Annotated in this window: 15 protein-coding genes; 6 read left to right on the top strand and 9 right to left on the bottom strand. The window is 46.8% G+C overall.

Annotated features, from left to right (window positions below):
- Positions 1-67 precede the first annotated feature (67 nt).
- From IXC47_RS11985 to IXC47_RS11970, 4 genes are all read left to right on the top strand, one after another.
- Positions 68-2713: a TrlF family AAA-like ATPase gene (locus tag IXC47_RS11985; protein WP_195875778.1), complete on the top strand. Its 2646-nt coding sequence runs from the start codon at positions 68-70 to the stop codon at positions 2711-2713.
- 205 nt (positions 2714-2918) lie between these two features.
- The gene (locus IXC47_RS11980) at positions 2919-3464 is read left to right on the top strand and encodes an NUDIX domain-containing protein (RefSeq protein ID WP_326838400.1); all 546 of its coding nucleotides are present in this window, start codon (positions 2919-2921) and stop codon (positions 3462-3464) included.
- 335 nt (positions 3465-3799) lie between these two features.
- On the top strand, positions 3800-5281 hold the full coding sequence (locus tag IXC47_RS11975; protein ID WP_195875777.1) for a SulP family inorganic anion transporter: 1482 nt from the start codon (positions 3800-3802) through the stop codon (positions 5279-5281).
- A 12-nt stretch (positions 5282-5293) separates the two neighbouring features.
- Positions 5294-6151, top strand: coding sequence for a universal stress protein (locus IXC47_RS11970; RefSeq protein ID WP_195875776.1), 858 nt, complete (start codon positions 5294-5296; stop codon positions 6149-6151).
- 102 nt (positions 6152-6253) lie between these two features.
- Here the strand turns inward: IXC47_RS11970 and istB are convergent, their stop codons facing one another.
- The 3 genes from istB to IXC47_RS11955 all read right to left on the bottom strand — a co-directional run bounded on the left by istB (position 6254) and on the right by IXC47_RS11955 (position 9103).
- Complete coding sequence (gene istB, locus IXC47_RS11965; RefSeq protein WP_230089525.1) at positions 6254-7012, bottom strand: IS21-like element helper ATPase IstB; 759 nt, start codon at positions 7010-7012, stop codon at positions 6254-6256.
- Positions 7009-8568 (bottom strand): IS21 family transposase, encoded by a 1560-nt coding sequence (istA, locus tag IXC47_RS11960; protein ID WP_195875775.1) that lies wholly within the window; start codon positions 8566-8568, stop codon positions 7009-7011. Before istA ends, istB begins: the two co-directional genes overlap by 4 nt.
- A 241-nt stretch (positions 8569-8809) precedes the next feature.
- On the bottom strand, positions 8810-9103 hold the full coding sequence (locus IXC47_RS11955; RefSeq protein ID WP_195875774.1) for a hypothetical protein: 294 nt from the start codon (positions 9101-9103) through the stop codon (positions 8810-8812).
- 195 nt (positions 9104-9298) lie between these two features.
- Between IXC47_RS11955 and IXC47_RS11950 the strand changes: the two genes are divergently transcribed.
- Together IXC47_RS11950 and IXC47_RS11945 are read left to right on the top strand one after the other, a co-directional pair.
- Positions 9299-10207 (top strand): hypothetical protein, encoded by a 909-nt coding sequence (locus IXC47_RS11950; RefSeq protein WP_195875773.1) that lies wholly within the window; start codon positions 9299-9301, stop codon positions 10205-10207.
- 107 nt (positions 10208-10314) lie between these two features.
- Positions 10315-10908, top strand: coding sequence for an AAA family ATPase (locus tag IXC47_RS11945; protein ID WP_326838399.1), 594 nt, complete (start codon positions 10315-10317; stop codon positions 10906-10908).
- Positions 10909-11109: 201 nt separating this feature from the next.
- Here the strand turns inward: IXC47_RS11945 and IXC47_RS11940 are convergent, their stop codons facing one another.
- The 6 genes from IXC47_RS11940 to IXC47_RS11915 form a co-directional block, all read right to left on the bottom strand.
- Complete coding sequence (locus IXC47_RS11940) at positions 11110-11940, bottom strand: DUF7281 domain-containing protein (RefSeq protein WP_195875772.1); 831 nt, start codon at positions 11938-11940, stop codon at positions 11110-11112.
- A gap of 3 nt (positions 11941-11943) precedes the next feature.
- Positions 11944-13167, bottom strand: coding sequence for a hypothetical protein (locus IXC47_RS11935; RefSeq protein ID WP_195875771.1), 1224 nt, complete (start codon positions 13165-13167; stop codon positions 11944-11946).
- A complete protein-coding gene (locus tag IXC47_RS11930) occupies positions 13160-13801 on the bottom strand; it encodes a hypothetical protein (protein ID WP_195875770.1) in 642 nt (213 codons plus the stop codon). Before IXC47_RS11930 ends, IXC47_RS11935 begins: the two co-directional genes overlap by 8 nt.
- Entirely contained in the window at positions 13798-17457 is a 3660-nt protein-coding gene (locus IXC47_RS11925; RefSeq protein ID WP_195875769.1) for an ATP-binding protein, read from the bottom strand. The genes IXC47_RS11930 and IXC47_RS11925 overlap by 4 nt, the downstream gene beginning before the upstream one ends.
- A gap of 81 nt (positions 17458-17538) precedes the next feature.
- Positions 17539-18249 carry an NYN domain-containing protein gene (locus IXC47_RS11920; RefSeq protein WP_195875768.1) on the bottom strand — a complete coding sequence of 237 codons (711 nt, stop codon included), beginning with the start codon at positions 18247-18249 and terminating at the stop codon, positions 17539-17541.
- A 44-nt stretch (positions 18250-18293) separates the two neighbouring features.
- Positions 18294-20498 carry a DEAD/DEAH box helicase gene (locus IXC47_RS11915; protein WP_195875767.1) on the bottom strand — a complete coding sequence of 735 codons (2205 nt, stop codon included), beginning with the start codon at positions 20496-20498 and terminating at the stop codon, positions 18294-18296.
- Position 20499 lies beyond the last annotated feature (1 nt).

Here is a 20499-nt window from a genome sequence, read left to right as displayed (position 1 = left end):
CAATAAGTGCAAACAATTGTTTCATAAAGCTAAATGGCATTTCATACCAATAAAAAATAGGGACAACATGGAAAACAATGTAGCTGGCTCGACGTGGAAAAAATGGGATCTTCATGTTCATACGCCCTGCTCTATTGTTCATAACTATCCAGGAGAGTCAGACGATGCTTGGGAAGCGTTTCTTACGGACTTGGAAGCCCTGCCTCCCGAATTCAAGGTCATCGGAATTAACGATTACATCTTTATTGAGGGCTACGAGCGCGCTCGAAAGGCAAAGCTAGAGCAAGGTCGCCTAAAGAACATTGATTTGCTATTGCCCGTGCTTGAATTTCGGCTGGACAAATTCGCGGGCGTTGTCAAAAAAGAGGCCGATGGAAGCTACTCACAATCAGGCTGGAATCGAATCAACCTCCACGTGATCTTTGACGCTCTGGATCCCGAGCTCATTCGCCAACAATTCCTGGGCTCATTGGCACCGTGCTATGACCTTATATCCGAAGCCACTTTTCTCAAGGGAAAATGGAAAAGCGTGATCACTCGCGATAGCCTTACTGAACTCGGCCAAATGATCATCGAGTCGGTGCCGGCGGATAAACGCGCCGATTTCGGAGCGCCGCTGGAGGAAGGATTTAATAACCTCTGCGTGAGTTTGGAAAAAATTAAGGAAGCTCTAGACAACCATAGTCTTGCGGGTCGGTATTTGATCGCTGTGGGGAAAACGGAGTGGGACAATCTGAAATGGGACGGTCAATCAATCGCTGAGAAGCGAAACATCCTGAACCAAGCCGACTTGGTCTTCACAGCGGCGGCGAATCCAAAAGACTATGACGCTGGAAAACAGAAGCTTGTGACGTCCAACGTCAAGAGCATCTTATTGGATTGTTCCGATGCCCACGATTTGAGCACATCAAAAAACAAGGATCGAATTGGAAATTGTTTCACCTGGATAAAAGCTGACGCCACATTTGAGGGATTGAAACAGGCTTTGACCGAGTTCGAGGATCGGGTGTTTGTCGGAGACGCGCCGCCGAAAAGGCTCCTCGTGGAAAGCAATCGCACAAAATACGCGTCCAGCATTCGCGTCTCACGCAAAGCGGGATCAACCCTTGATGATCAATGGTTCGAAGTTGATGTGCCGCTCAACCATGATTTGGTCGCGATCATTGGCAACAAGGGCAGCGGAAAGAGCGCGATGGCGGACATCGTTGCTCTTGCGGGGGACACAAAGAACTTCAAGGGCTTTTCGTTCCTGAACGAAAAGCGATTTCGCAATCCCAGAAATCGCTTAGCTTCGCACTTCACTGGTCTCCTGCGCTGGCATGACGGCAACGACAGCGGCGAGCGTAGCTTAGAACTCAATCCACCAGAGACCAGCGTGGAGCGTGTCAAGTATCTGCCTCAGAGCTACCTGGAAACGCTTTGTAATGAGCTGGGCGATGGCGGCTCCTCCACGTTTGATAGCGAACTTCGAAAGATCATTTACACGCACGTGCCGGAGGCGGAGCAATTAGGATTCAACTCGATGGACGAGTTGATTAAGTTCAAAGTCGCGGAAATTAATGACGCGCGCGCGCAGATCGACAAAGAAATTTCAAAGGTGAACGCAGAAATCGTTCACATCGAAAAACGTCTTTCGGCCGAGTTCAAATTGACGCTAGAGCAGCAACTCGACGCGAAAAAAGCGGAGTTAGCGGCGCTGGAAAGCGCCAAACCAGCGCCAGTCGAAGACCCCACCGCGACAGAAGCGGCGCAAGAGGAATCCAAGGCAGCATCGGATCAAATTGATGAAATGGAGGCGTCGCTACAAGCCATTCGAGAAGAAGAGAGCAAGCTGAGGGAACGAAAGACCGCCGCAACGAAAAGGCAGGCTCTTCTAAACAAAGCCTTGCAGGCGATAAAAAATCAAACGAAGGCGAACGAGCTGTTCGCGGCCGAGTTGTCAACGATGCTTTCGGAATTTGAAAGCGACCTGCCCCTTTCTGAACTTGTCACCTTTCAGGTCGATACAGCCATCATTGAACAATTGGCGGCGTCAGCTATTGATGAAATAGCGGCGGTGGATGCGACGCTAAGCGGTCAGAAAGACAACAGCATCAACAAGCGGCGGGAAGCGATCGAAATCACGCTTGCCTCTGTAAAAAGCAAGCTTGGCGAAAAACAACGTCTCTTCATTGTTTTCAAGGATCAGGTTTCCAAATGGGAGCGATCAAAAGAAGAGCTCTTGGGAACAAAAGACAAAGCGAATTCAATCAGTTGGATTATTTCCGAAATAGAGTCGTTGACCGCCCTGCCGGATAGATTGCAACAACTTAGAGTTAGTCGCGAAAACGCGGTGAAACTCGCTCACGATCAATTGCTCAAGATGGTTGAGGAATATCGTCGTTTATACGAGCCAGTCCAAGCTTTTGTTAAGTCCGCTGCAAAAATGGACATGCCATTGCCGTTGGACTTTGATGTGCGCATTGACGAAGATGGATTTCAGGATCAGTTTCTTACTCGTCTCAATCGCCAGGCTAGAGGCTCGTTCTCTGGCGTCGAAGAGAGCAATCGTTTAATGAATGGGTTATTGAGTATCCGCATTAATGTTGCCACTCATTCGCATTGCAAAGTTGCCATGCATCCGCATTTCAAACCTGCCACTTATTCGTATTTCAAAGCTGCCAACCAAAGCTTTTCAAATATCGAGGTCAATCAGTATTCAGCTACCGATTAGTAGTTTGAGCATCTAAATGAACTAATCGCTCATAGTCCTTACTACCGAACTCACGACCTACGGGCACGATATCGAGCCATGCTTGTTCTTCAGCGCTTCGTCTGTTTGTTTTTCCAAGCAATCTTGCATATAGTCGTTGTTTATAGTTTCTGCTTTTCATTTGTTCACTTTCTCCAAATATAATTTCTGTTTCGCTATGATTGGAGTGAGCAGCATTATTACTCCCTTACTACCCATGCTACTTCATACATTGATTCATCCTAAAATTTGTTCACTCGAAGGAAAGGTACTTACACGACCTGCCGCCAGAGCTATTGTGCTTCAGCAGGAAGATATCCTTTTACTCTATACGCAGCGCTACAACGATTACAGCCTTCCGGGCGGAGGACTAAATGATGGCGAAGATGTGTCCGTGGGTATGCTACGTGAACTTCAGGAAGAAACGGGAGCGCAGAACATTCAAATCCTTCGCTATTACGGTTACATCGATGAATACCGTCCGTCACCTAAACCAGAGTACGACCTGATGTATATGCGGTCGCATTTTTATCTGTGCAATGCAGATCGAGTCTTAGGCTCGACTAGCCTTGAATCTTACGAAAAGAAAAATGGCATGACAGCTAAATGGATCAATATTCATCATGCTATTGTCCATAATGAACGTGTAATTTCCGACCAGCACGTAAGCATGGGTGCCTCTATTCAAAGAGAGACGCTGATGTTGAAGCAGATTGCGCACGAGCTTATATAAGCCGCGTGGCTCCACTGGTCTGACGAGCTTTGACCCGCGCATCCATTTTTGATAAAATGTTGATCTGCACATCTAACTCAAATAATACCAATGTAGTTTTCCCTTCTAGCGGGTTGCTCTCCTTCCCGTCACAGCCTTGACATGTAATCACCGTATGGTGTTCTGCATGCGTTTGGGGCAAATATTAATTTCAAGCCAATTCTTTTGGCATCTCTGTCGTTGTTGGATTTGATGCTTTGCATTGAATCCCAAACATTTTTATATCTAAGCGTTTGCCGCAATGCGTACTCCTACGTCGCATTTTGCTTGTGAGCGCGCTTACCTATTGAGATTACATGTTTATTCAAAAAATTCGCCAAGACTGGCTCTCCAATATACGCGGAGACATGCTAGCCGGTATCGTCGTGGCGCTCGCCCTGATTCCCGAAGCAATCGCTTTTTCGATCATCGCAGGTGTTGATCCAAAGGTAGGGCTCTATGCCTCGTTTTGTATCGCGGTAGTTACTGCATTCGCAGGTGGTCGGCCAGGAATGATTTCTGCAGCTACCGGAGCGATGGCATTACTCATGGTGACGTTGGTTAAAGACCACGGTCTTCAGTACTTGCTAGCCGCTACGGTATTAACTGGCGTTCTGCAAATCATTGCCGGTTCACTGAAACTTGGGTCTTTGATGCGATTTGTTTCAAGATCGGTCGTGACAGGCTTTGTGAATGCACTTGCCATCCTGATTTTCCTTGCGCAGTTACCAGAGCTCACGAACGTGACATGGATAGTCTATCCAATGGTGGTCGCTGGTCTAGCGATCATTTATCTCTTTCCATATCTCACCAAGGCTATCCCTTCACCGCTTGTTTGCATCGTGGTTTTAACTGTCGTCTCCTTGCTGATGGGATTGGACATTCGTACAGTTGGAGACATGGGCCAGTTGCCAGACAGCCTTCCGGTATTTTTGATTCCGCAGATTCCGCTTAATTTTGAGACGCTGGCGATTATTTTTCCGTATTCGCTCACGCTCGCTATTGTTGGTCTTCTCGAATCGATGATGACGGCGACGATTGTTGACGATCTGACCGATACAACAAGCAACAAGAATCGTGAATGCGCAGGTCAAGGTGTTGCCAATATCGCTTCAGGATTTTTGGGTGGTATGGCTGGTTGCGCAATGATCGGCCAGTCAGTTATCAATATTAAGTCTGGTGGGCGTGGACGTCTCTCCACGTTGGCTGCGGGCGTTATTTTGCTGATCATGATTGTGTTCATTGGCGACTGGGTCAAGCAAATACCTATGGCAGCATTAGTGGCTGTCATGATCATGGTCGCGATCGGTACATTCAGCTGGGAATCTTTACGCAACTTGACTACGCATCCCAAGAGTTCCAGCGTCGTGATGCTAGCAACGGTAGTCGTTGTCGTTGCTACTCATGACTTGGCGAAAGGCGTTTTCGTTGGTGTGCTGTTGAGCGGAATCTTTTTTGCCGGGAAAGTGGGACGTCTGCTGAAGATTGAGTCAGCAACTTCCAACAACGGAAATACGAGAACGTATTCCGTGCACGGCAATGTATTTTTTGCTTCCACAGATCAGTTTAATAAAGCTTTTGATTTCAAAGAGGTGGTTGGGAAAGTTGTCATCGATGTCAGTCATGCGCACTTTTGGGACATCACGGCTGTAAGCGCTCTCGACAGAGTTGTACTCAAATTCCGTCGAGAAGGCACTGATGTTGAAATCGTCGGGTTGAATGAGGCTAGTGCCACGATTGTTGATCGGTTTGCCATTCACGACAAACCTGGTGCGATGGATAAGCTTAGCGGACACTAATTGGAGAACAACATGAATAACAAAATTTTGGCATGTATCGATCATTCACCATACTCCACAAGCGTATGTGATTACGCAGCCTGGGCCGCAATTCGCCTGGGCTCGCCTTTGGAATTTATCCATGTTCTGAATCGACACCCCGAAAAAGCACAGCGTATCGACTTCAGTGGAAGTATCGGTCTCGGGGCGCAGGAAAGCCTTTTGGAGGATCTTTCTAACCTTGACGAGCAGCGTAGCAAGGTTGCACAAGAAGCTGGTCGCCAGTTAATTGAAGCCGCAAAAAAACGTGTTATTACCAGCGGTGTAACTGATGCAGAAGGAAGACAACGAAGTGGCGAACTGGTGGAAACGTTAGTTGAGATGGAGGAAACCGCGCGCTTGTTTGTTCTGGGTAAGCGCGGCGAAACTGCAGGTCAAGCAGTACAGCATCTTGGAAGCAATCTAGAGCGCGTTGCGCGCGGCTTGCACCGGCCTATCCTTGTCGTCACGGAAGCGTTTCAAGTGCCCGAAAAATTCATGATCGCATTCGACGGCAGCGCTACAACAAGGAAAGGGGTCGATATGATTGCATCAAGTCCTTTGTTTCGAGACATGCCGTGTCACGTGGTGATGGCTGCCGCACGTACAACTGCCACAGAAGAACATCTCCAATGGGCGCAGAATACGCTTCAAGGTCGCGGATTTGAGGTAGTGACAGCAATGGTGGACGGAGATGCGGAGACCGTTTTATCTGACTATGTGAAAGATCAGCAGATTGATGTTCTTATCATGGGTGCCTACGGTCACTCACGCATTCGGCAATTGCTGGTAGGCAGCACCGCCACGACGATGCTCAGAACATCGTCCATACCGGTTTTACTGCTTCGATAATAGTCCTAAATGAAAGTGAGGAGCCGTCGAAGTGTATCTGCGGCTCCTCTAGATTGAATAACTAATCATTTCGATGCAAAGTTCTCTTGCGTATGGGTGAAATCAAGGGCTAATTGTCTTATTTGATTTCCTTGTTGCACCCTTAATTTTTCTTAACGACTCCCCACTCAACTGCAGCGTGTAAGAACTGTGTGCGATACGATCCATGATTGCATCTGCGACAGTTTTATTATCCAGCGCGTCATGCCAGTGACTCATTGGGAATTGACTGGTGATGATCATAGATCTTATCCCTAGACGGCTATCGACCAGTTCAAGCAAATCATTTTGAGCTCGCTTGGAAAAAGTCTCGATTCCCCAGTCATCTAATATCAGAAGTTCAATTTTCTTTAATTGTTCCAATCGCAGACTAAACGAGCCTGAGGCGCGCGCCGAAAGCAGGTTTTCCATTAGCATCGGCACACGCACGAAATGTGCCGAAAGCCCTAGCCTGCATGCGTAATTGGCGAGAGCACATGCAAGCCATGTTTTTCCCGTACCAGTGGGGCCGGTAATGACCAAATTATTTTGCTGTCTAACCCAGTCAAGATTCGTAAGAGAAAGCATGGTCGGTTTATCTAAACCTCGAGATGTTCGGTAGTCGATATCTTCGATGGAAGCCCCGATCGGCAATTTCGCTTTTTTAAGCAACATTTGAAGCCGCTTATTTTCTCTAACGGTGGACTCGTGATCGACCATGCTTCGCACACGATGCTCAAATGGGAGATCATTCATTGTCGGATTTCCAAGTTGGCGTTCCAACTCTGCTGCCATGCCAAATAGTTTTAATGTATTGAGCTGGTCTATCGTGTTTTGCATCATGATTCGGTTTCCTTATCTGTTTGTAAAAGTTCGTTGTAATAATCGGCACCTCTAATATTGCTGTGCACGATCTCTTTACTTACTTCTTTATTTTCTTGGCCTAGTAGGCGATCCAAATTTTTGGATAAAAGATTGCGCAACTCTGGCGTGCCGGTGATGTTGTTCTTAAACGCATACGTACATCCTTCCTCCAAACGCGATTTGCCATAGTTAGCAAGAAGGACTTTCATGGCCTGTGTAATGCGATATCCGAACAGATACCCGTTTATTTTTGATAGCTGCGCTTGAAGAAGAAGCGCAGTGTTAGGGCCAACCTCAGTTGCCCACTGCAATGCTTCAGGTTCAGACCATTGCAAAACGGCTTTATGCGTAGGATGCTGATGCTGACTTAGAGTCGTGGTTTCATCTGGCACAAGACTGCGCGTGTGTGTCGCAACGCACTTGCCCTTTGAGAAAAAATCCAAGGAGTGATTGGATAAACAATATTCAAGCTCTCTTCCTTTAAGTTGATAAGGGACACTGTAGAAATGCCGTTCTACGCATACGTGGTAATCATTCCCCGCACGCACCTTGCCCCAGTCTGAGAAGGCGTAGCGTTCAGCCGGCAATGGTGACAATGCCGGTTGTTCTAACTCTAGCCATCTGCTGAAACGAGAACCTGGAAGTTTTTGAAATGTTTTTCTATTGAGCTTTTCTAAAAGCAGGCTGATTGCATGATTCATCTCATCGAGTGAAAAGAATTTGCGATTGCGTAGCGAAAACAAGATCCAGCGTTGTGCAAGTAAAACGCCAGCCTCTGCTTTGGATTTATCTCGCGGCTCCCTTGGACGAGCAGGAAATGGATGAATGCCGTAGTAGCGGCACATGACGTTGTACGACTCGTTAATAATCGGTGCAACGCGATCCGCTTTGGTAACTGCAGATTTAAGATTGTCGGGAACAACAATACGTGGAACGCCTCCGAAGAACTCAAACATTCTTGCGTGCGAAGCAATCCAGTCCCTCGATTTTTGGGACCATGTTGCCTCGCAAAAGGTGTAGCTTGAACCGCCCAAGACCCCAACGAAAATTTGTACTTTCTTCAATTCGCCGGTTTGAGAATCTGTAACACTAAGAGTCGCGCCAGAGTAATCCACATAAACTACTTCTCCATAGACCGCAGTTTGTCGCATCGAAATTTGTAACGATTTTTTAAATGCGTTATAGCGTCGGCAATACTGTGAATAGCCAAAATGTTCTTCTGGCGGGGAAGCGTCGATCCATTCCTGGTGCAGGATGGCTAGCGTTGCACCTTTTTGTCCAAGCGCTATATGAACTGCTGCAAAATCAATGTCTGAAGTGGGTGTGTGATTAAACGATTTGACTTGGGGATACAATTTTTCCTCCAGTAAGTCGTCATCCATATAATCCGGCAGAGGCCAAGGTAATTGGGCATTAACAAACCGATGCCGAAAATCCGACACTGTTTCACGGTTGACGCCTGTATATCTGGACGTTTCGCGGTTCGATAACTCTTTTGTAAATATGCATACAAGGACATCGCGAATTTTTCGCATGTCAGTTCTCCTATTGACCATAGCAATATGCTTAAGCACCGCGCAGAGTCGGGCGTTTTCATTGGTATTGAGTCGCGAAATCGCGCACGCAACAAGGCACTTCGATGAGATCGAAGTATTGACAGGGAATATGGGAAGGGAGATACTGAGCTCGGATCGTTTCTAGTTATCCAAAGCTGTACAAAAGGCTGTGAGTTGATGCTCGCAGCCTTTGTCGTTTCTGCCTCCCAGGCAGATTAGGTCATGACGATTCTCCCTCCGTCAGGGTAGAGGAAGCGTTGAGCGTTGCACGTTCGCGTTGTGCCGCAAGCCAAACAGCAATATCCTTCACTAACGCAAATTTTCCTCTTCGATTTTCAATATCGAATATCGGTACCGGGACAGTTTTTCTTGATATCGCTTGCCGAAACGCCTCCTTAGACGCGTAACCCAAGGTGATGCGTAAATTGTCATTGGAAACCATAGGCCCAAAGCGACTCGTTAGCTCTCGCTCAAGCAGCGTTTCCAATGGTTCATCAAATTTAAATTCAGTCATACCTTCGCTTCGTATCTAGCTGTCACATATCTTTTGCGGAACGAGCAATCTTAGCAATCAAGGGTGATTAAATAAACCTGTATCTATTGGGCTTAACTTCACTCTCTTTGCAAAACAGGAAATTTATTAAGTTGTTGAATTATTTGAATAAATTATCTGTATCCTTTCAAATATTAATACTTTCACGACATGTAAATGCCAGCTAAGCGAGAAAAAAGACGCGATGAAATGGTTGATTCGATGCGGACGATCAACTGGTTTAACTGTTTATGCGAGGAACTTGGCACCTATAAGCCGCGTGAGATTCAACGAATTCTGCAGCCGCACATCATTGAGAATCGCGATGACGTCAAGAACAATAGATATTTGGAATATTCGCGGGGCATGCATGTGCCGTATCCCGCTTTAGTACTATGTGCAGAGAAGCTAGTTAAAGGTTCCAGCTGGGAGTTGAATCATGTGTTGTGGTCTGTTCTTCGACACGAAACTTCAGTTCAAGGACATGCAACCGAATGGCTTCACCAATTGGTCCCGATAATTGTTGGCTTAGTATTTGACTCAAGACATGACATCTGTTTAAGAGGCGACCGTCACTTTTTAGGCTCGCTAGAGCGGCGAGCTAGCATGGATAGCCTGACGGCATTGACAGTCATATTGCGTTTAAATCACGAGCGTGGTGACTATGAACAAGTTTGGGAATGCGCAAAAAGCATCTTCCGAGTGCTGCTGATCATAGGAAGCGACTTCAATAAACGGGGCATTAGTGAAAGAGTTTTTACGCTCTATCGTGAACGAGTTTTTAATCTTGCTAGATTCAACGGTTGCCGTATGTACCTTGAAAACTGCAATTATCCAGGTCTATCAGGAGCATTCCACGAGTTATCAGAACATTTACGACAACGAAGTTCGCATGCACGCGATAGAAAAATGGCTAGCTACTATGCTATGCAAATTTTGAATGGGCAAAGGATTCAATCTTCCCAAAAATTCTTCGAGCCACTGATTGGACCGGACCTTGATATCGGACCGCCCACTTTGGAGAGCATTGATCGTTATCGTCAGAGCATTCAAGAATTAGGTTTGAAAGAGAATCGTGATTCATAGTTTGGCGATGGCAACTTTGAAATACGAATGGGTGGCAAGTTTCAGATGCGGCTAGGTGGCAGGTTTCAGATGCGAATGAGTGGCAAGGTTAATGCGAATACTCATTATTGAAGGAAGCGGATTTTAGCGACGATCGCGGGACCATTGAATTTCTAGACACCATTGATGACATGCTGCGTTACGATCGACGCGATGCGGGAAGCGGTCGAGAAACGAAACTTGTTGACCAACTTCGTCGCGGTGGCGAGCCGCAGGAGTTGCTAGATTACGTGTTCGGGTTGAGTTACTTGATTCCTCGCTATTCATTAACGTTTGACGGACAAGAAATCAGTCAACTGTCTCCTGGCGAACGAGGCCTGCTATTGCTCGTCTTTTATTTGCTGGTGGATAAAGACGACATTCCAATTGTCATTGATCAGCCTGAAGAAAATCTAGACAATCAAACGATCTTTAAAGTGCTGGTGAAATGCATCAAGGCGGCCAAACAACGTCGTCAAGTGATCATGGTGACTCATAATCCAAATCTGGCCGTGGTTTGCGATGCCGAGCAAATCATTTGCGCGACATGCGATAAGGGCGCCAACTTATTTAACTATGTATCTGGTGGAATTGAGTCACCCGCTATAAAAGCGCGAGTGGTTGAGATTTTAGAAGGAACCGAGCCTGCATTCACAAATAGAAAACGCAAATACGGGCTTTGAGTCAATCCTCCCATTTATCCTTTGACGATTAAAAAGCCGTTCGCAGCATGCGTATCGGCATCGTTTAGATGTCACATAACCTGCGCCTCTACAGATAGGCGATTTAGGATTTCATATTCGTTCTTCAGCTGTGTCAAAATTGGAGACGGTACGATTTAGGTACCTTATATATGCCGTTTTGGTACGATCAAATAATCACGATCAATTCGATTTGCAGGCTTCCATCCATTCTTGGGGGTACCCGGCTCGGGTCTCCTTCATCAGACTCCATAGTTCACGAATTTCTGAATTTTTGATTGCATTGAGCCCGGCTTCATATTGGCAAAGCTGATCCTGATAAAGATCAAATCTTTTCGCCCGACGCGCTGCCGTAATAAGCCACTGTGCTGGCGGCGAGACTATTTTTTCCAATCTTGGAGACATATTCGCTAATGCCAGCCCAGCTGGATCAAAGTCATAAAATGCCCACACTGGCTCACTACGTCTATTCAACAATAATGGCGGCCCCCCGGTACTGAACCGTGTATCGCCTCGAAAAATTGCCAGTACATCAAGTCCACCGTAGTCAATCCATCGCTGCTTCTCCAAATGACGGAAAGTCTCAAGATTCTCAACCACCATGAGTCGATCGGCACTGATACGCATCGCTGTTTCAAGGTTCGCTACCAGGTATGTTCCCGCAGGCGTATATACCTCAACATCGTCGAGACGACATTTTCCTGATGCTACGCGAACCGCAATGGAATCCTTATGCGGTGGGACCGTAGCGTATTTCTCTGACAAACCAGAATAACTGGATGACTGCGCCCTTCGTAATCCACTTTCCACGCGCGCAGTTGGTAGATTCTCATTCTTTAGCAATTGATACGCGGTCTCAAAATGCAGTTGGTCGTATTCGACCCGACGCCCCTCGATTATTCCAACGGCGAAATGCTCTGATAGGAAAGTCGCGGCCTGACCGGCCAGCCTATACGGCGGTCTTTTCTCAATCAGATCTTGCAGAAACTTGATCTGTGTAATGGTAAGCGTCATCGATTACGCTCTCGATACAACAACGTCATGAAATTGTCGATTCAACGTCATCCGGCTTTCTGCTTCATCCTCCAGGTATTTGATACAAAACCCCTCGCTTTGCAGTTGTATCGAAGAGAACAACAACCACTCCTCCATCGATAATTCATCAGCATCCGATCCCTTAGTTTTCCACTCCACCAGTGAAATACCAGCACCCGGCTGCATGAGCTCTTCCACCAGTACCTCGATTGCACGCTCATGTGGCAACAGTTCTTCGACAACTTGATCGTCAACATCCGTTCTTGCTGTAATCCTTTCGAGATCGACTTCTTCTGTGAGACTGAACACTTCGCGTGGAGGTATACGCGCAACAGCGTCTCGTAGTGCATCTTGCATCAGCGAATCGCTGTCCAGCACATCGATCTGACGTTTAACAGCAATGGCTTCAGACTTAAACAAAACAGCGGGCGCTGTGTCCTTGACATCAATTTCAAACCCCGATGCAGTCTTATTCTGACGTAGCCAAAGCGACGTCGTTGCCAACTGGCGCAATCGGTCCTCAAGCTGTCGTGACAAAAATAGTCGTCGAGTAATGACTTCTTGTGCACTCTTGATACGTTGAGTCCAATCTAGAAGACGAACCAACAACCGTCGATTCACCAGTTGACGTACATTCAATGTGCCTTCATGTAGAGCTTCGTCGGCAACTTGTGTAAAGACTTGCTCAACCTGCTCCATCTCTCTAAGCAACGATGCCACTTCATTGCTGTAAAAAACGTTCTGCCTTAGTTTGGATGCAAAATTATTGACGTTACCGTACTGCGTATTTACCAAAGAATGCAGCAACTCAAGATTTCGTTCGACCGCATACGCGATGTCAGATACAGAGTCGTTAAAAGCACGTTCCAATTTTTCGACATCAGCATAGTCGCCAGTAACCCTCAAATCCCGGATTTCTCTCCACTGCAACCGGGCTTGTTTAATTGTGGCGGACACACGCGTCAGTCTCTGATACGCCTGGTAAGTGACTAAATGATCCGCAACAAATTCGCGTAACCTCGGATTTAGTTCATAAACACCATCTTCGTAGGGCTTTAAGGCTTTCACCGTGACAAGTGCATCAATCGCGTTTGCACGCTTTCTGTCGTCACCATCGACACTTCCGTTAAACGCCTCAGCCAACAATTCACAGTGACGCGCAAGCGTTCGGAATAGCTCAGCAACCTGCTTGCTCCCCTCATTCATTACGCGTTCCTTCGAACATGTCTTCTTCGCTTACCTCGTCCTCTACACGTTTTCCCAGTATTCCCTCGTTCTCCGCGATATATGCCATCACGGCATAAAGCTGCTCGATTTTTCCTGTCACTTGATAGCTCTCGATAGAACTACTGGCCACGATCAAATAGCCACCTTCTTTTAAATGTTCAACCAGCTTTTTAATGTTTTCACGAACCGTGTTGCGTGCGGCATATCCCTTGATGAACGAGCTAATACTTTTTAGATGCTCTTCCATAGACGCATTACCGATGACTGCATGCTCCAAGTCAGCAAGACGAATATACTCACCTGGCGAGAGAGCCGTGGAATCCGGCATCGATTGCCGAATAAAATCTAGCATGATTACCGCAGGTCCATATGCATCCCGGAACTGCCTTAGTTCGTCTTTTACTTTGGTAATTTCCTTAGCCGAAATGAAGTTCGGCGCCATAAAAAATGCACCATCGTCACCTAGACGTGCTAAACGCATGTCGAGCTTGTTCAGCCAGACATTTACTTCCTCCTGCATCAGCTCATCTTGCAAACTCACGTAAGAATCTTTGAATCGAACCGTGCAGATGAAATGACCGTCTAGTAGTGCTCGCAGGGTTTGCTCCATCATGATGGCGCTCCTTCCAATTCAATCTTCGCTGCTTTTGGAACGCACATTCTGATGATTCCGCCGTCATCGAGCTGATATCGATTAGCAAATCGTTTGTAATGCAATGGTGAGATATCTGGGGATGCCGTGACTACGTCAATTAAATTATCTTTCAACAATTGCATCAGCGCGATAAAGTTTGGGCCGTCAAACTTACCGACTTCATCGGTGACCCATGCAACATGCACTCGCTCTGTGCCCCGGATCATATTGAGCAACCCGGACAAAAGAGTAATCATGATGATGGAAGTTAGACCATTAGACGAAACGTGTTCGAGTTCGGATTCGCGTTTAAACGACTTTAGAGAGCCATTCTCGACCACGCTGCCGTGTAGCGTGACATGAGATGCAAGGTTAATTTCGAGAGATCCATCTCCTCCAATAACACTCATGAAATCCCGGAGAAGCGAAACGATATCCTCGGCTGGAACAGTGTTGGCCCGGTCGCGGCCTAACTGCGCACGATAATCTCGGGCATAGACATTGATGGCTTCCAGCTTACGAATAAAATCCACTTTTTCGAAATTTGATGTAATGTGAATTTGTACATCCTTGATACGTTCGAATTGGGTAACCGCACTTAAGGCCGTCTGCAGCTTTGTATTAAAACGACCAATCTCAGATTCAAAAGCAGTAATGTCGCGGTGAAATAAGGAAATTGTCGCTAGGACTGATTCCAACGTGAGATTGACGTTCTGGATTACTTGCTGCCCCATCCGCTGTTGACACCAATGAAGCTTTGTCGCCAATTCAACGGGATTGTTTTCGTTAATATCGCCCAGACTAATATCGATAAAACTCTTAACCGCACCTTCTTTGATACTAAGCTCGGACTTGAGCCAGCGTGCTTCATCACGCAACTCTTTTTCCAGATCGTAGAGTTTCGTCAGCCCTTCATTGATTTGCCCAATCAATGCGCGCGAGTCAGCGTTTAGATCTACCGTGACAGAACCAATAGCGGCAAATCTGCCAAGTTTTTCGTCCAGCCGCTGAAGTGAGTCCACCTCACTCTCCACATTTGCTTTGCTATCTCGCTTGGCTCGCCGCAGGCTTTCATATAATTCTTCGGCATCGTTATGTGTGGCAATAAGCAACTCTTTTTGTTCTTCATATTGACTCAAAACCTGCTTGGCATTCGTCTTTGCATTCTCTGCCTTCGATACAGCCGATGGTCCACCATCTTCTAACCATTGCAGATAACTTGATATGAGAACTTCACGTTTTTGAACGTCATTAATTTTTCCTACAATAACGTCCCGTTCTATTTTTAATCTATCCAGCTTAATACTATCAATACCTTTCTCTTCTAGAGCGCGTGTTCTATCCTGCTGCAAACTTTCACGACGAGCAGCGAGATCTTCCTCGACGATCCGGATTTGCTGATCGATTGCCGCCAAAGCGGCATTTAGAGATGTCACCAAATAGCCTACTTCGGTAGTAGCGCGTTTACCTATCGCTGCCCGTTCCGAAGCGAATTCAAGCCGGCTTTCTCGTTTTTGATTTTCAAGTTGTTGCTCTTCTTTGTTCAAACGTTCCAACATTTTATTCGCTGCAGAAACTATTGCTTTCGTCTCTTCAGAAAAACGTTCCTGTGCTACCGCCTTCGCGTTGCTTAGTGCCTCATCCTGCATTTCAAACATGCTGACTTGAGCAGTCTGAGCATTTAATTTCTCTTGTGCGTCATTCAGGCCTTTGCTCGCATTCGCAAGATCGATTCGTACCTGCTTCTCGTGCGTCTCTGCGGCGCTCACGGCAGCCTTCCGTTCTACAATCTGTTGCTTACCGAATCCATCGCGAGTCCAATCAGGCACACCGAGCACGCCGACATCCAAGTGCCATCCGTAAAGGTTGCCTTCATCACCACTATTGTCAAAATGCGGTTGAAGATCCTGGCGTTGAAGCAAATCTACATCTATTACCCTCGCCAGATTTCGTGACCAATTCTGGTCAGGATGTTCACGTAGCGTCGCCAGTAATGTTCCAGCGGCAGGGGCGTTCATTTGTTCGGCGGTGAGCAATTCGATTTTGGAGGCACTAACTCGTTCAATAGCTGCAGCTAACGTGATTTCCATTCGATCAAAAAGAAGCTTGCCCTGTTGATACTGATCTTTCAATACACCTTGAAGTCTTGCAGCATCTTTCGCTTCTCGCGCATGTTGCTGCAACCTGTCGTTGGCCTGTCCTAGAGATACACTTGTCTCCGGCGAAACCGTCGGAGATTGGGCGCGCATTTTAGCGGTGACTTTTTCTGTAATCAGTTTGTGAATTTGATTTTCTAATTTTTCATTTGCTGATTGCTCTTTCGCTGCAAGCTGTCGATTCTCTTCTCGCTCACGATCACGAATGTCTTCAATGGCCCGATCATGCTGGCGGCGCGGTTCGGCCTTAGTCTGCTCCAAACGTTGACACTCTTGAGCAGACTGGACTTCTACGGTCGAAACACGTGTTGAGTATTCGCGTTCAATGACACCCGCCTCTGCATCAAACGTTGCAATTTGCTCGCCAATCGCTAATTGATTGATTTCCAGAGCTGGCAGGGAAGATAATTGAGAGGCCCAACCAGCGGCATCTTGTTTCTTAAAGTGTTCGGATTTACCTTTCTCTTCCTCATACTTAATCAATGCGGCGCTGCTTATTTCCCTCGCGTCTTTAAGATCGGCATTCAGCGTATTTAATGCGTTTTTTTCTACAATTCTTGCACCGGCTCGCTGTTCTTCAATTTCGGTAAGCTTCGCGATCAGCCCCAAAACCTCTGCAGTCCTGTGTCGCAAGAGCGCCTGTACGTTGACCCGTGTCGTTCTGAGAAATACCTCTTGTTGAGCATACGTGCTGACACGTTCATTGAGTTTGTCTGAACGCGGGCGCAAATTTATAGATTGCGCGCACATCTCGCGATCGATGATCCACTGTGCGAGGACGCCTTTACTTTGCTTTAACTTGAGATTGCCTCTATCCGCCGCTGTTCCAGTTCCAAGTTCCTCTTGCACCATACCAACTGCAACCTGAATCAGGTCAGTAAAGTTTATGTGATCTTTCACCATCGCAGCGACAAGTCGATCCATATTAGGCAAAGGCTTCGGACCAAATGCATAGTCGCCAGCAAGTCTTCGCAGCTTTAAGGCATCTTTACTTAGCGCGCGTAAACCCAGAATCACAGAACGGTAGTCGGCACCGTTGAGCTTTTGTGTAAATGAAATTTGTTGGATAAGTGCAGCTTTAGTCGACTGTTCGTCATCCAGGAAGATACCGTCTTCTCCCTTGAACAATTCCACTTTGAAACCTGAATTGAAAAATCGATACTCTGGCGCATCGGTCCCATCCTGACGTCGACGTATTACCGCTGTGCGAATATCGTGTTCATCAGAAGGTCCTCGCTGATATTCAAATACGATGGCGCTCTGGGCCGTTGGCAGCACAAATCGAAGCATAGCTTCCTGACCTTTGCCAGCGGCGACAATCTGGCTGGGCAGATGACCAAAGAACAATGGGATGAGACGAAGCGTCGTTGTTTTCCCTACACCGTTTGCGCCAATGACGGCGGCCCCATCTCGCGGATCAATCGTCGTAATCAAACACGATGTAGTTTTTTTATTGGTGCCAATATTGATCAGCACCATGCGACGCATCCGATAAGTCATTCATCACCCCCTGATTATTTTTATTAATTTTAAATATTGCCAAACCAGGCTATGGTTGACTCAATCAACTCTTTCTTTTAATTGTACCCAATGGCCTCCGCCATCTACTCGCGTTACTAGATCAGGGTAAGTCTTCACCATTTCCAGCAAACCACCATATCCATTCTTCTGCGGTGAGAATCCCGGATCCGTTCTACGCATGTACTGCCCCAGAGCTCCCAATCCTACCCACCCCTCGGTACTCTCCGCCGCAATCAACGAAACCGCAGCTATCAATGCTTTAGGTCTACGCTTGACAACCTTCGCAGCTCCAGCCTTTACATTTTCGGCTTCAGGCGGCTGATATTCGAAAAATTGGTCACTGGCATTACGCAGAGCATCAGGTGTTTTTTCTTCTCCGACGATACAAACAGTCGCCCCACGCTCTCGTAGCTTTCGACATAAGTATGCGAAATCGGAATCGCTCGTGACCAGACAATAAGTATCTGCGCGATGATCGAACAAATCTTCGAGCGCATCTAATGCGAGTGCAATGTCAGACGTATTTTTCCCAGCCGCGTACTGATATTGAAGACAAGGAGTAAAAGCCAGTCTAACCAACGCCTCCTGCCATTTATTCGCTAACGTTGCATGATTTCCATATCCTCGTCGAACGACGACACGCCCGAACTGAGCAACTACACGAAGTGCATATTCCAGAATCTCTGGAGAAGTATTGTCACAATCCACGAGGACAGCTACTCGATCGCCCTGCTTCACTTGCTCTCCCATACAGTTCCTCATTCTCTAAGCTATTGAATACCAACAGCACGCGCCTAGTTCAGCGCATGCAATATTGTCGATCGGTTTGTCACTAGCCATTTATGCGCAACGACAATATTCAAACGCAAACTGGCAAACGATTTCTGTAATAAATCATCTGGCAAAGCCCAATCCCATTTTTCTTGGCGCAAGTTATAGGCTCCATGCAAAAGAACTATCGGATCCAACATGGGCTCGTTTGAAAACTCCAGAAGAGTATCCGCAACGCGATCAACCTCTGCGTTAAAAACTTCAATCGCTGGTCCAAAACAATTGGCGTTAAATCCACGCAACTTAAGCATTGAAGCAATAGCTTCATTTGCCATGTCACCCAACCAAGTAAAAATCAAAACGTTTCTGCCTGCCTGTGTAAGCACGCGAGATCTAAGGGCATGCCTTAAAAAGGCAACCCGTCCTTGATCTAACAAATCGGCTGCGACGGTATCAACCCATTGAATAGCATCACCAGATTCATAAAGTGCCTTCATTCGTTCTCTCACATGATCATGAACCATTCCACCATGGTCATTAAATGATGGTGGTCGGCCGGTCACGTGGTGATGAACAAATATAGTCTTTTGATCCTCGTCTATCTGTTCAATCTTCCATGTTCGTGCGGCGAAGAGAATGAAATCACCCACGCTGATGGTATTGGACAAAGGAATTGAGCCAAGCGTCCTGCTACCTGTAATAACGCGAAATTCCTCCTCAGTAGCGAAGGATGCATAAAACGCATAGTGGTTAACAATGAGCTCCCCCTTCTGACCATGTAGTAGTACTCCGGCGCTGTCCTGTTGTATGAGGTCTTTAGTAGCGAGATGGCGTAGCAATGCCACGAAATCCGACTTATTTATATTGTTGAATGGTCCATTAATACAAAGCGCGCTGTAGGCATTGACTGCCGTAATTCCACCCTTTTGTGCAATAAGCGATAAGAGCTGCTGAACGAGCGTGGAAAGATGAAGGCCGTCGGTCTTTGGTGGTTCGAACCAGTTATCGAGTAACAAGCTAACCATTGCGCACAACTCAAAGACATCAAGTCTTAGTTCATCCATGAGATGAGAATTAGCAGTCAGTTCTGACTCAATGACGAAACCTCGCAGAATCGCTGGCTCTCCTTTGCGTCTTCCCGACCTTCCCAATCTCTGGCGCAAGCTAGCAACAGAAGGTGCTGGCCCGATTTGCACAATACTTTTAACGCTACCGATATCAATGCCAAGTTCGAGCGTATTAGTGCACACAGCCGTCGTATGAAGCTCTTTGTTTTTCAAAGCGGCTTCTGTCTCTTCTCGAATTTCCCTTGAGAGACTGCCGTGATGAGGCCAAAACTCGTTAGGAACATTATTAGCCTCACACATCTGTCTCAATGCGTAGGTGTAGCGTTCAACCTTGGCTCGACTATTTGGAAAAACCAAATTGTTCGATCCGCGAAGAACCTTATAAAGATGAGATGAAACAGATTCGACGACTTTTGTTTTTTCTTTTTCGTCATCGTCGTCAGGAGATGCCAATTCAATGAATCCCTTGACCAGAATGCGAAGATCTCCACCTTCTGATTTGGATTGAATGATGTGCACCGGACGTAATTGGTCGGATCGTAAGAAATCTGCGGCTAATTGCATATCGCCAAGCGTTGCAGATAGTCCAATCCTTGGAGTTTTACGATCAACTGCGCTATCAATACGTTGCATCAAGGACTGAAGTTGCTTTCCTCGTTCAGAGCCAATAAACGCATGCAACTCATCGACAACGACGTAACGAAGATCAGCAAAAATCCGCGGCACTGCAAAGCCGCGATTGCAAAGCATTGCCTCCAATGATTCAGGTGTTATGAGTAGAACACCCTCAGGATGTTTTAAAAACTTAGTCTTTAAGGACCCGGAAATATCGCCGTGCCAGGGCCACACAGGAATTTCAAGCGCCTCACATAGCCGCTCAAGTCTACTGAATTGATCATTAATAAGCGCCTTAAGTGGGCTTATATATAAGGTCAATCCCATCGTGTCCGACGACAGCATCGCGGTGAGGATAGGCAGGAATGCGGCCTCAGTCTTGCCGGCGGCGGTAGCAGCCGCAATAATTACATCACGGTCGGCGTTGATAATGGCGGGAACAGCCTGCTCTTGAGCATCACGTAACTCGGTCCACTGCTCATTCCAAATCCATCTACGGATGCGTTCATCCAATAGATCAAACGAGGTTGATTGGCTTTGGCTCACG

This window comes from Herminiimonas contaminans, assembly GCF_015645465.1.
In the GTDB taxonomy this organism is placed as follows: Bacteria; Pseudomonadota; Gammaproteobacteria; order Burkholderiales; family Burkholderiaceae_D; genus Oxalicibacterium; species Oxalicibacterium contaminans.
The sequence above is the reverse complement of the archived record's forward strand: the minus strand, read 5'-3'. Positions and strand labels throughout refer to the sequence as shown.